We start from the raw sequence: 13,074 nt of genomic DNA, 5'->3' as shown, positions 1-13,074 counted from the left end.
CGGGCTCACACCAGCTGATACAGCCGCCAGTCCGGCAGATCCGCGCCCTGGTTGCGCGCCTCGAGGACGAGAACCCCGATCTGGGCGCCGTTCTCGTAGATGGTCGGATACCGCTGGTTGACCGCGTCGGAGAGTCCCCGACCTTCCGGTGGGACGGTGAGGAAGTAGCGCACACCGCCGCCGACCGGGTCGTTGAGCAGCTGCGCGAAGTCGCGATCCGACGGGATGACGAACTGGCGCGGCCGCTCGGACTGGACCACCACCGCGAAGCCGTACACGGTGTCGCACAACACCGCGCCGTCGGGCAGGTCCAGACCGTCGAGATACTGCGCCAGCGCCCGCTCGGTGGAGAACGACCGCACGATGCGCTGCTCGCCGAGGTACTTCTGGTCCACCGAGTCCGGGCGCGGATCGACCACCGATCCGAGCGCGAACTCCTGGGGCGCGTACTTGGGTGACGTCATCCCGGCGGCGGTGACCGGGATCGCGGTGGCGACCACGACGATCACGATCGTCGCGGCGATCTTGTTACTCCAACGCGAGGCATAGGGGCGGGGCGGCAGAATGTCCGAATGCCTGCCCTCGCGACGCATCGGAACCTGCTGCCGTAGGGGCACAGACAACAGGGCGATGACCGCGGCGAGCAGGACCACGGTCATGTAGAACCGAAGAAAGCCGAACGTGGAACCGCGTGAGTAACCGAAGACCTGAAACGCCAGCACGGCCACGATCAGCAGTGCGGGCAACATCGCCGCAAGCCGATGACGTCGGGCACGGACCCCGATGACTCCGAGAATGAGTATCGGAAGCAGTGGCGCGAGGATGAAGATCTCGGTGAGGGAGAACCCGATCGCATCCCCGGTCGTCGACGACCCGCTACCGCCGGACTGCGCGATGATCGCGGCGTTGCCGTACTCAGAGGTGAACTGCGCGAACGCGTCACCCGTGATGAGCCAGCCCGCCGCCGCCCAGGCGAGGAAGGCCAGTGCGCTGGGCGCCACCACCAGGGTGACGTCGAGGAGCGTGCGCGACACCCGTTTTCGGCGGTCGCGACGTGTGTAGGTCACCCAGCCGACCACGAAGGCCGCGGCCAATGCGGCGGCACCGCCGTCGTAGCGGGTGAGATAGGACAGGCCGAGCGCGATCCCGGCCACCACGAGCTCGTGGACGTCGTCTGAGGAGACCCACCGGATCAGACGACGGGTGGCCCAGGCCAAGAAGAAGAGGTACGGCGCCTCGCTCATCCCGTTCGCGGCATAGAGGACGATCATCGGATTGATCGCGTAGAAGATCGTGAAAGTGCCTGCCACGAGCGGACGCAGGCCCTGGTCGCGCGCGATCCCCGACGCCTGCACCACCGATCCGGCCATGAACGCCGACGACATGATCACCGCCGAGAGCGCCTGCGTCGTCATCTCCGGGATCCACGGGGTGAGCGCGGTCAGCGGCAGCTGGACGATGGCGGTCAGCGGGGTGAAGATGAATCCGATCGCCGCGAGATGCGGTGTCCGACTGAACAGCACGCTCTGTGCCGACTGCACCCTCGACAGCGCGTCGCCGAAGAACAGCTGCACCTCGCTGACGAGGTAGACCCCGATGACGAGGTACGGGATCCACGTCGCGAGGAAGATCAGCACCGAGGCCGGGACACGGCGGGTCACGTCGGCTCCTGCCCGTCGGGATCGGTGTCCGGCGAACTGCTCGTCGACAGACCGTGAAAGGTCTTCTCCCAGTACGACGGATTGACCAGGATCTGCCACATGCCCTTGATGGCGGCGACACTCATCATCAGCCAGTACAGCGGGATGAGAAGGGCCAAACCGAGCAGTTCGCTGCGATCGTCCTCGCGGATCGCGACGAGGTTCATGTACAGCGCTGCCCCGTTGCCCAGCAGCAGCGAGATCAGCGACAGGTAGTAGATGGGTCCGGGGAACAGCTCGGCGACGACCGGTGGCTGCCCGCCGATCCACAGCGCCAGGATCAGCCAGAACACCATGTTCAGGCAGGCGATCACCGGGGTCCCGGCGATCAGCAGCGTGAAGCGCACGAACGCGACGGGCCCGAGGATGTGCCAGAGCTTGACCGGGTGCCGCATGTGGACGAGCCACGTCTGCATGTAGCCCTTGTACCAACGGGAACGCTGGCGGACCCAGTTGATGGCATCGACATTGGCCTCTTCCATCGTGACCGAGTCGAGCACCAGGGTGCGGTATCCGTGGTCGGCGATGCGGACCCCGAGGTCGGCGTCCTCGGTCACGTTGTAGGGGTCCCAGGCGCCGATCGTGTCGAGGACATCGCGCCGGAAGTGATTCGACGTGCCGCCCAACGGGATCGGCGCGCGACTGACCATCATGCCCGGCAGCAGGAAGCCGAACCAGATGCCGTAGTCGGCCGTGAACCACTCGGTCAGCATGTTGTCGCGCACGTTGTGGAAGCTGAGCTTGCCCTGCACGCAGACCACCGAGTCGTCGCCGGAGTTGTTCAGCACGTACACCGCCCGACGCAGCTGCAGCGGGTCGGGTTTGTCCTCGGCGTCGAAGATGGTGACGATGTCGCCGGTGGCGAAGTGCATGCCGTAGTTGCAGGCCTTCGGTTTGGTCCGCGGCTGCGCCGGGGGTGTCAGGACGACCGTGACGATCCCGTTCTCCTCCACCCCGCGCGCCGCCTCGATCGTCGGCTCGTCGTCCTCTTCCAGCAGCAGCAGGACCTGGAGCTTGTCCCGTGGGTACTCGATCGTCTCCATCGCGGCCACCAGTTGACCCACCACCTCCGGCTCGCCGTAGGCCGGGACGAACACGGTGTAGGCGGGCAACTCGTCGTCGGGGATGGACCGGGCGTCCTCGTCGGAGACGCGGATGGCACCGTTGACCAGTCCCCGCCGGAAGATCACCAGGCGGTCGGCGAGGGTCACCACGTATCCGATCGTGGCGATCGAGACCAGGGTGGCGCAGGTCCCGACCGGTTCGATCACCATCGCGACGGCGATGATGCCGAGCAGCGTGAACCCGATGATCTTCTGAATCCGGCTGAAGGCCACCGAGGCCGACATGTCCTCGTCGGCGTTGCGGAGACGGTTGACGGCGTCTTCGAGGGCCTGCGCCCGGTAGTCCGGGTCGGCGAGCAGTTCGGCCACCGGACGCGTCGGTCTCGTGCTGCGCGCGACCCCCGGCTTGTCGGCGGCTGCGGCGTGCCCGGGGCCGGCCTCGTCGATGCTCATGCACCGGCCCCCCGAGCGGCCCCGAGCTGGGCCCGGATGAGCTCCCCGGCCAAGCCGATGAGCAGGGCCTCGTCCTTGAGTTGCGGGTCGGTGTCCAGCAGGACCGAGTTGCCCCGCAGGAGGATCGTCATCAGCGAGTTCATGTTCGCGAGGATCGTGATGCGCGGCTCCGGGAAGTAGGCCTCGGGCTCGTGGTTGTCGACCGCCCACAGCATGACCTGCTGGGTGCGGTTGCCGTTGTTCCACCGCCAGGACAGCACCGTGTAGGTCAGGTAGCGCTCGTCGTCGACGACACTCCACACCCGACCCCGGACCCCGTTCGACAGGTTCACCTCGATCGGAAGGCTCGTGCGTTCGCTGGACAGGTCGTAGCGGAAGATGTCCGGGTAGACGTCGAGGACGAGTGGCCGCCTGCTGTCGACGCTGTCGACGACCACCCGCCGGGGACGCGCGAACTTGTCGTAGGCGCGGTTGCCGCGGGTCTGCACCAGGACCTGGCGGATCAGCACGGACCCCGGCCCGTAGAGGCGTGACACCCACCCGTAGACACCCAGGGACTCCTGCCGCCAGCCGACCGGGACCACGAGCGGCTCACCGATACCGAGCTGCGGATAGCGATTGCTCTGGTAGTTGCTACCCACCGGCGGGGTGGGGCACAGCGCCAGCAGGACCGCCACGAGCAGCACCACCAGACCCGGCCGGCCCACGAACGGGACTTTCGGCGGACTGATCTGGCCGGCCTCGGGCGGCGACCACTGCCGGCCGCCGCGCCGCCGATAGTCGACCAGCATGTAGGCCGACGTCGCGAGGGCCGCGATCAGGCCCGGATAGGGCACGACGATGTTCCGGGGCGCGCCGAGCGCGTCGAGCACGAACAGCGCGACCAGGCCCACCGCACCGGCCAGCAGCGCCGCGACCAATTTTCGGCGCCAGGTCCGACCCACCGCGATCGCGGTCGCGGCGACGGCCATCAGCACCACCACGAAACCGGCGGCGAGCGACGTCCCACCCATGATCAGCACGACGGCGCGGACCGGCGGCGGGAAGATGAGCACCAACAGCAGCCACACCCACCGGTAGCGGGCGACCGGACGCAGCCCGAAGAGCAGAACCGCGGCGCCGAAGACGAACAACCACAGGGCGAGCAGATCCATGTGGGTGGTGAGGTACGCGCGCGCATAGCGCGGGTTGACCAGATACTTCATCGCCAGCGCGAGGATCAGCGCCACGATGCCGACGATGACGTCGGTCTGCCGGTCGTAGATCGGCAGTTCGTCGACGGTGCGCCACGACACCCCGATGACGGCGATCAGCGCGAGGACGACCAGCACCGGGACGTAGAGGATGAGCGTCTGCGCCATCAACTCGTCGACGATCGCGACGATGGTGTTCCAGAACCCCAGGGCCGTGCACCCGATCAGGAACAACCATCTGGCCGCCACCAGCCACTCCGGGTGATCGACGAATGCGGGGTGCGGCGTCTCGGGTTTGCGGCGCGTGACGATCCCGACGAGTGTGGTGACCGCACTCGTCGTGCCGGCCGACCCCGGATCCGGGGTCGACGGTTCCGGGTTCTGGGCCGTGGTCGTCGCGGGAGCCTCGGGCACGCCGGTCAGCTCTCGGCGGTCCGTTGCCGTCGACGGCGCAGGATGAGGGTCGCCGCGACGGCCGCAACCACCACGCTGCCGACCCCGACGACCGCGAACGCCACCCAGGACGTGTCGCCGGTCGACGACTCCGGCTGTTGCGCGTCGTCATCGACCACGAGCACCGGCTCCTGGCCGGACACCTGCAACAAGGCGTCGCCGTTCAGCGACGGCCAGCGATCGGGATCGGCGGCCAGCCAGTCGAGCAGGGCGTCGAGATCAGCGGCGTCGTTCGTCGAGGTCGCGACCAGCACCGACCGGCCGGCATCACGGGCCACCTGCAGCGAACCGAAACGCACGGTCGGCGACAGCAGCACCTCGGCGCGGCGGCCGTCGGGATTGAGCACCGAGACCGTGCCGCCGTCGGCGGTCACCGGCAGCGACAGCTCGGGCAATCCCTGGCCGTCCGCGGCGATGACGACCGCGGGGGCCGAGGCCGACATGGCGTCGTCGAGCGGTACGACGTCGACTCCGAGACGCACCGCCGACAGTCGCTGCAGGCCCGACATCAGCGCCACCGCGCGGGCGACGTCGGCGACGTCACCGCGGGTCCAGGCCAACGAGTTCCGCGGCATCAACGCCTGCGGCAACGATGCGAACCCGGATGGTGTCGGTGGGTCGGCGACCTCGGATCGCACCTCACCGGAGGAGTCCAGGCTCAGCGAACTGCGCACTCCCGCGCCACACTGCTCGCCGACGTCGCCGTGGTTGTAGGTGACGGTGACCTCGGTGAAACGCGTCAGCAGATCGGCGGGGATGTCGACCCAGGAGTTGTAGCTGCCGGAGGAGTCGGCGGGCCAGGAGGCGATGACCCGGTCCCCGACGGACACCGCGATCTGGCCGCCCATCGGGGTGTAGGTGCCCTTCAGCTGCATTCGCACGTTCTGAGACGGCCGTCCCAGGCGCGTCTGGTCGACCCCGAACGAGATGGTCGGCCAGCCGGTCGCCGAGACGCGCTGGTCCCCCACGCCCAGTTCGGCGAGCGTGGTGACCTCCGGCGCGAGTTGCGGTGCGGCAAAAGGCGGTCCGGCCACGGCCGCGGAGCTGACGGCGATCGACGAGAGATCAGAGGTGAGGAACTCGACCTGGGTCTCCAGGTCGTCCTCGCTGCCGCCGATCCGCAACACCGGCCAGCCTGCACCCGGCCCCAGGCTGAGTCCGTCGGGCAGGGCCGAGTTGATGACGATCTGCCGCTCGAGCGGTTCGATCTCCTCGTCAGGTGCGGCATCGCCGCGCGGCAGCGAGTCCGTCTCGATCTCCACTGTCGCCGCACCGTAATTCGCGATCACGGCGGTCGCGAGAGACACGGCCGCAGCGCCCTCGGCGGGCCGCACGTCGTCGGGGACGAAGATGGTCAGCTTGCGCAGGACCGGCGGCAGGAACTCGGCGACGCTGTTCGGCGCGGCTTCCCGGCCACCGTATGTGACGGTCGCGTTCTGGATGCGCAACCCCGAATCGGGGTCGAACAGACACGATCCGGCCGTGCGCAGATAGGTCCGCAGGACGATGTCGGCGGCGTTGCGTTCGACCCGCACGCCGCGTAGCGACAGCGAGATCGGCGAATTCACAGCCGGATTGATCGGCGTCCGCGAGATCAGCCGGCCTTCCTGCAGGACGTCGATGTTGCCGCCGGTGACGAAAGCGGGATACTGCGTGACGCCGCGCAATTCGGTGGGGGCGAGATCCGGCGGTACCGCGAGGGACAGACTCACCTCGCCCTGCTGTCCCGGGAACGCGATGGTCGGCGACGAACCGAGATCGCGAAGGTTCAGCGGCGCAGGCGGATCCCCCGGCGCCGCCTGCGCGGCCGGTGTCGACGGCGCCCCGATCGAGGCGATGCCGGCCAACAGCAGGCCCACCAGCAACAACGCCGGCCCACGGCTACGTCGACAACGCGACTCGCCGCGGGTTTTCCAGGACACGTGCATTCGCCACCCTTCGAGTGACCCCCGTCCCGACCCTTAGCGCCCCGAAGAGAACCTATCCCACGACACGGCTCGGCACATATTTTCACGCGATCGGACCGGTGGGCCGCCCGGTGCGAGTCATCCGTGCCATCTCGATTCGCCAACGATGCCCCGAACCGGCACCCGACTCTGCGACCATGTCCTGCAGGTCGACACGTCCGGCGAGATTCGAGGGAGCGCGATGCGACAGGTTCACGCCGGCGAACGCGTCGACGGCGGCGTCTACGTGGACATCGCCGACGCGACGATCTGGCACTTCACCGCCGGCGAGTCATACGGCCCGCCGATGGTCCTGCTCCACGGGCTGTTCGCGTCGGCGTCGACGTGGGGAACGCAGATCCCCGCCTTCCTCGACGCCGGTCAGCAGGTGTTCGTACCCGAACGGCCCGGTCACGGTCACAGTCCCGACCTCCCCGGCGAGTTCCACCTCGACCGGATCGTGGCACGCACGATCGTCTATCTCGAGACCGTCGTGCGCCGGCCGGCCAATCTGGTGGGATGGGCCGACGGCGGCACCGTCGCCCTGCTCGTCGCCCGGGACCGCCCGGACCTCGTCCATCGGCTGGTGTTCGTCGGCGGATACCTGAACCGTGCCGGCCGGATGGCCGACGAGTTCATCTCCCGGGTGTCTCGCCGCGACCCGGTGACGATGGACTACCTGCGCATCTACTACGACACCACGTCACCGGACGGGCCCGAGCATTTCGAGACGGTCTTCGACAAGGCGGTCCGGATGCTCGCCGCCGAACTGGAATGCGAGGTCAGCGAATTCACCCACGTCGAGGTACCGACGCTGGTGGTGGTCGGCGATCGCGGGCTCGTCCGCCTCGAGCACGCGCTCGAGCTGTCGCGGACGCTGCCGGCGGCCCGGCTGGCCGTGATCCCGGGCACCCACATCCTGCCCGTCGAATCGCCCGAGCTGTTCAACCCGCTCGTCCTGTCGTTCCTGGCCGCCGACCCCCCGTCGGTCTGGGAGTTCGGCTGACCCGCTCCCCGACCGAAAGCACGACCTGCCCCTGCTCCCTGATCCGAGAGAACGACATACCCATTGCCCCCTGAGGTGTGAGGAGCGTCAGCGATTGCCCCTTTGATCCTTGAGGTGTGAGGAGCGATAGCGACGAGCCTCGAAGGGCCTGGTGAGACGCGTCTCGGAGCCCTTCGTGGCTCGCTGCGCTCGCACCTCAGGGAGCATAGATGTGGACGCTCACTGTTCTTTCGTGGTCCACGACGGCCGCCAGGCCGCAGTTACTGAGGTGCGAGGAGCGTCAGCGACTGCCCCTTTGCTCCCTGAGGTGTGAGGAGCGTAAGCGACGAGCCACGAAGGGCCTGGTGAGACACGTTGCGAAGCCCTTCGTGGCTCGCTTCGCTCGCACCTCAGGGAGCAGAGATGTGGATGCTGAGGGGTGTTCTCTCGTTGTGCACGACGGCCGCCTAGGCCGGCGAATGCACCCGGTACCACGCCTGGCGCCGCAGGGTGTCCGGGTCGGCCTCGACGTGGTCGGGGTCGTCGAGGACGAGGACCTTGCGGTCGGCGGTGGTGTAGGCGGGCCAGCCGAAACCGGGGTCGCCGGTGCGGGCGAACCCGCCCCAGCGGGTCTGGACGTTCTTGGTGACCCGGCCGGTGGCGGGCCAGTCGGCAAGGGCGAGACCGGCACCCATCGGGGCCCGGTAGGCACCGAACACGCTGAACAGCTCGGTGGCGTGCGTGGCCCCGAAGCCCGTGGCCTCGAGCACCTTCGTCTGGTAGTCGTAGCGGTACACGTAGGTCGGGGCGACGGCGCTGTGCCCGTCGGCGAAGGCGCTCATCGGTGCCCAGAAGATCGAGTCGCCGGCCAGCCGGATGCGGTCGCGGTCCCCGTCCTCGTAGTGCGAGGCGATCTCGCGCCGGACCTCCTCGTCCTCGACGCGCATCAGGGTGCGTTCGGCGTCGGGCAGGACGTTCCAGAGTTTGGCGAACAGCTTGCCCTCGTCGCGGTTGCTGCCGATCACGAGCGGCACCGGCTGCGTGAGCCCACCCGCGGCGGCGGCGAGCGGCGACCGCGGCAGCAGATCGCCGTCGACGACGGGCGCGAACGGGATCGCACCACCGGCGGTCTTGGTGGCGAATCGCATCAGCCGGTTCCCCGCCGCCAGCAGCAACGCCGGGTTGGGCGAGGTGAGCAGACGCTGGGCGTGGACCGTGTCGACCGGCGGCTCGTCCCGTTCGAGAGAGGTCGCCCGACGTTGCGGGTCGCGCAACAGCCGGACGAACTCGTCCGCGTAGATCTTCGCCGCGTCCTGCTCGACGATCAGTTCCGGGGCGGGACTCTGCGCGATGGCCTGGTGATAGAGACCGGTCGTCGACGGGGCGGACAGCAGCGAGAGCACCGACGACCCGCCGGCGCTCTCGCCGAAGATCGTGACGTTCTCCGCGTCGCCGCCGAACGCCTCGATGTTGTCCTGGACCCACTGCAGGGCCGCGATCTGGTCACGCAGTCCGACGTTGGAGTCGAACGGACGATCCTCGGTGGCGAACTGACCGAGGTCGAGGAAGCCGAACGGACCGAACCGGTACTGGATGGTGACGACGACGACGTCCTGGGCACGCGCGAGGAAGGCGCCGTCGTAGAGCGGGGTGGCGGCCGTACCGAGGATGAACGCACCGCCGTGGATGAACACCATCACCGGTCGCGGTGCCGACGACGCGACGTCGGGCGAGTAGACGTTCAGCGTGAGGCAGTCCTCGGCCATCGGCGCGAACTTGCCCGGTGCGATGGCCGTGAACCGCTTCTCCTGGATGGCCGCCTTGGCCACCTTGGTGCAGTCGCGGACGCCGGGCCAGTCGTGGGCGGGCTCCGGTGCACGGAACCGGCGATGGGCCACCGGCGGTGCCGCGAACGGGATGCCTCGCCAGCTGATGGTCCCCTTGCGCAGCCGCTTCCCCCGGGCGCCCTCGACCACGCCGTTACGGATGGTCACCTTACTGTCGAGTAATGCCATACCCACCACCGTAGACGAAACGACGACTTCGTCTACCCGCCGCCGCACACACACCGATCGGGCGGTCCCCGCTGGTCGGCCACCACTACGATGCGCTCATGGGTTCCGGCGCGGCACGCATCGACCTCAACGCCGACCTCGGTGAAGGCATCGGCGACGACGCGGCGATGCTGGGGATCGTCACCAGCGCCAACGTGGCGTGCGGCTTTCACGCCGGCACCCCCGCGCAGTTGCTCGCCACCTGCCGGGCCGCGGTCGACGCCGGGGTCCGGATCGGCGCCCAGGTGTCCTACCCCGATCGCAGCGGCTTCGGGCGCCGGTTCATGGAGATGACGACTCCGGACCTCGTCGCCGACCTGGTGTACCAGATCGGCGCGCTCGACGCCCTCGCCCGATCGGTCGGCGGGGCCGTCACCTACGTCAAACCGCATGGCGCGCTGTACAACACCATCGTCCATCACGAGCAGCAGGCCGAGGCCGTGGTCACCGCGGTCCGCGATGTCGACGCCGGATTGGCGGTCATGGGGCTACCGGGATCGGAGGTGCTGTCACGCGCCCGACGGGCGGGACTCGACACCATCTCCGAGGCGTTCGCCGACCGCGCCTACACCCCGGAGGGCACCCTCGTGCCGCGCGGAACCGACGGCGCGGTGTTGTCGGACAGCGCCGAGATCGCGCGACGGGTGGTCGAACTCGTCACGACGGGCCGGATCGGCGCGATCGACGGAACCCTGATCGACGTCGACGCCGGATCGGTCTGCCTCCACGGCGACACCCCGGGCGCGGTCGGACACGCGCAGGCCGTGCGCGACGCACTCACCGCCGCCGGGATCGTCATCGGCGCGCCACCGGCCTGACCGGGAGGGATGCTGCCTAGCCGCGTCGCTGGCGGGCGAACTCGGCGAGGACCACACCCGCGGCGACCGAGGCGTTGAGGCTCTCGACGTCGCCGGCCATCGGAATGGACAGGATCGAGTCGCAGCTCTCGCGGACGAGGCGGGAGAGCCCCTTGCCCTCCGAACCGACCACGATCACGGTGGGGCCGCTGCCGTCGTAGTCGTCGAGGGTGACGTCACCGTCCGCGTCGAGACCGACCAGTTGCGCCCCGGCGTCGGCCCAATCCTTCAATGTGCGAGTCAGATTGGTCGCGCGGGCGACCGGCAGGCGCGCCGCGGCACCGGCGCTGGTCCGCCAGGCGACGGCCGTCACGCTCGCGCTGCGTCGTGCGGGGATGACCACGCCGTGCCCGCCGAAGGCCGCGACCGAGCGGATCACCGCGCCCAGGTTGCGCGGATCGGTGATGTTGTCGAGGGCGACGAGCAGCGGCGGGGTGCCGCTGGCCTTGGCCTCCGCCATCAGGTCGTCCGGGTGGGTGTACTCGAACTCCGGCACCTGCAGCGCGATGCCCTGGTGCATTCCGTTGGTGGACAGGCGATCGAGTTCGGGTTTGCCGACCTCGAGGATGGAGATCGCCGAGTCGCCGGCGATCTTCACCGCCTCGGCGACCCGCTCGTCGGGCTCGGAGTTGGTGGCGATGTACAGCGCGGTGGCCGGCACGCCGGCGCGCAGGCATTCCACGACCGGATTGCGGCCGAGGACATACTCGGGACCTTCGTCCCGGGCCCGCGCCCCGCTGCGACCGGCCGCCGACTTCGACGCCGCCTTGGCTCGCTTGTGAGCCGGATGATACGGCCGGTCAACTGCTTTCGGTGTCGCGCCACGGGCCTCGAGGCCGCGGCGACGCTGACCACCCGAGCCGACGGTCTGCCCCTTCTTGGTGCCGTCCTTGCGAATCGCGCCTCTGCGCTTGGAGTTCCCTGCCATCACGCCTCACCCTTCAATGCCCATTGCGCACCGTCGGGGGTGTCGGTGACCTCGATACCGGCCTGCGCCAGCCGATCCCGCACCGCGTCCGCGGTCGCCCAGTCCTTGGCGACGCGCGCGTCGGCGCGTCGCTGCAATTCCGCCTGTACCAGCACGTCGAGTGCGGAGGTGGTGGCCGACTCGTCGGCGGCACCCGCCCACCGGTCGTCCAGCGGGTCGACGCCCAGAATCCCCATCATCGCGCGGACCGTGGATGCCGCCGCCAGCGCGGCGGCTCCGTCACCGGACTCCAACGCGGTGTTGCCCTGCCGAACCACGTTGTGCACGACCGCGAGTGCGGCCGGGACGCCGAGGTCGTCGTCGAGCGCGGCGGCGAATTCGGGGTCGACATCCCCGACGACCACCTCGCCCACGCGCGCGCCGACCCGGGCCACGAACGACTCGACGCGCCGATAGCCGGCGGCGGCCTCGGTGAGCGCGCCAGACGAGTACTCCAGCATCGACCGGTAGTGCGCGCTGCCGAGGTAGTAGCGGAGCTCGACCGCCCGGACCCGTTGCAGCATCGCGGGGATCGACACCACGTTGCCCAGCGACTTGCTCATCTTCTCGCCACCCATGGTGACCCAGCCGTTGTGTAACCAGTAGCGCGCGAACGCATCTCCCGCACCGTGTGCCTGCGCGATCTCGTTCTCGTGGTGCGGGAAGATGAGATCCATCCCGCCGCAGTGGATGTCGAACTCAGCGCCGAGCAGCGAGGTGGCCATCGCCGAGCACTCGAGGTGCCAGCCGGGACGGCCGGGGCCCCAGGGCGTCGGCCAGGACGGCTCGTCGGGCTTGGCCGCCTTCCACAGGGTGAAGTCGCGGGGATCGCGTTTGCCGGTCCCCGCGCTCTCGCCCTGATGCACGTCGTCGAGCCGGTGTCCGGACAGCGACCCGTACTCCGGCAGGCTCCGGACGTCGAAGTACACGTTGCCGTCGGCGACGTAGGCGTGTCCGCGGTCGATCAGTCGCTCCATGTATTCGATCATCTGGGTGACGAACCCCGTGGCCCGCGGCTCGGCCGACGGCGGCAGGACCCCCAGCGCGCGGTAGGCGTCGTCGAACGCACGCTCGTGGGTGGCCGCCCATTCCCACCACGGCCGTCCCGCGTCCGCGGCCTTCCGCAGGATTTTGTCGTCGATGTCGGTCACGTTGCGCACGAACAGCACGTCGAGGCCCTGGTGGGTCAGCCAGCGCCGCAGGATGTCGAAGGCGATGCCGCTGCGGACGTGCCCGATGTGCGGAACTCCCTGGACCGTCGCCCCGCACAGGTACACCGACGCTTGGCCTGGGTGCAGCGGCACGAAGTCGCGCACCTCTCGGGAGTCGGTGTCATACAGGCGCAGGGTCACGACCGGCAATCCTACCGGACCCTGACCTGGCCACCGACGGCCCGAGCCGC

At 69.1% G+C, this 13,074-nt stretch carries 9 protein-coding genes; 2 read left to right on the top strand and 7 right to left on the bottom strand.

The window, feature by feature from the left end:
- Nucleotides 1-5 precede the first annotated feature (5 nt).
- Genes KB201_RS04295 through KB201_RS04280 form a run of 4 tightly spaced genes read right to left on the bottom strand, consistent with a single transcriptional unit; the run spans nt 6 to nt 6,791 of the window.
- Nucleotides 6-1,661 carry a glycosyltransferase family 39 protein gene (locus KB201_RS04295; RefSeq protein WP_137809739.1) on the bottom strand — a complete coding sequence of 552 codons (1,656 nt, stop codon included), beginning with the start codon at nt 1,659-1,661 and terminating at the stop codon, nt 6-8.
- Nucleotides 1,658-3,217, bottom strand: coding sequence for a glycosyltransferase (locus KB201_RS04290; protein WP_137809740.1), 1,560 nt, complete (start codon nt 3,215-3,217; stop codon nt 1,658-1,660). The genes KB201_RS04295 and KB201_RS04290 overlap by 4 nt, the downstream gene beginning before the upstream one ends.
- Complete coding sequence (locus KB201_RS04285; RefSeq protein ID WP_259936030.1) at nt 3,214-4,824, bottom strand: hypothetical protein; 1,611 nt, start codon at nt 4,822-4,824, stop codon at nt 3,214-3,216. Before KB201_RS04285 ends, KB201_RS04290 begins: the two co-directional genes overlap by 4 nt.
- Nucleotides 4,825-4,829: 5 nt before the next feature.
- Nucleotides 4,830-6,791: an LPXTG cell wall anchor domain-containing protein gene (locus tag KB201_RS04280; protein WP_211538463.1), complete on the bottom strand. Its 1,962-nt coding sequence runs from the start codon at nt 6,789-6,791 to the stop codon at nt 4,830-4,832.
- A gap of 220 nt (nt 6,792-7,011) precedes the next feature.
- Between KB201_RS04280 and KB201_RS04275 the strand changes: the two genes are divergently transcribed.
- Nucleotides 7,012-7,815, top strand: a complete 804-nt coding sequence (locus KB201_RS04275; protein WP_211538462.1) for an alpha/beta fold hydrolase — start codon at nt 7,012-7,014, stop codon at nt 7,813-7,815.
- Nucleotides 7,816-8,261: 446 nt separating this feature from the next.
- Here the strand turns inward: KB201_RS04275 and KB201_RS04270 are convergent, their stop codons facing one another.
- Nucleotides 8,262-9,809 (bottom strand): carboxylesterase/lipase family protein, encoded by a 1,548-nt coding sequence (locus tag KB201_RS04270; RefSeq protein WP_211538461.1) that lies wholly within the window; start codon nt 9,807-9,809, stop codon nt 8,262-8,264.
- Between the two features lie 98 nt (nt 9,810-9,907).
- Between KB201_RS04270 and KB201_RS04265 the strand changes: the two genes are divergently transcribed.
- Complete coding sequence (locus tag KB201_RS04265) at nt 9,908-10,666, top strand: LamB/YcsF family protein (RefSeq protein ID WP_055475217.1); 759 nt, start codon at nt 9,908-9,910, stop codon at nt 10,664-10,666.
- 16 nt (nt 10,667-10,682) lie between these two features.
- Here the strand turns inward: KB201_RS04265 and rlmB are convergent, their stop codons facing one another.
- Nucleotides 10,683-11,633 carry a 23S rRNA (guanosine(2251)-2'-O)-methyltransferase RlmB gene (gene rlmB, locus KB201_RS04260; protein WP_055475218.1) on the bottom strand — a complete coding sequence of 317 codons (951 nt, stop codon included), beginning with the start codon at nt 11,631-11,633 and terminating at the stop codon, nt 10,683-10,685.
- A complete protein-coding gene (gene cysS / locus KB201_RS04255) occupies nt 11,633-13,024 on the bottom strand; it encodes a cysteine--tRNA ligase (protein WP_078112993.1) in 1,392 nt (463 codons plus the stop codon). Before cysS ends, rlmB begins: the two co-directional genes overlap by 1 nt.
- Nucleotides 13,025-13,074: the final 50 nt, after the last annotated feature.

The sequence above is a fragment of the Gordonia sp. SCSIO 19800 genome (assembly GCF_018132775.1).
In the GTDB taxonomy this organism is placed as follows: Bacteria; Actinomycetota; Actinomycetes; order Mycobacteriales; family Mycobacteriaceae; genus Gordonia; species Gordonia hongkongensis.
This window is presented reverse-complemented; position numbering and strand designations above follow the sequence as displayed.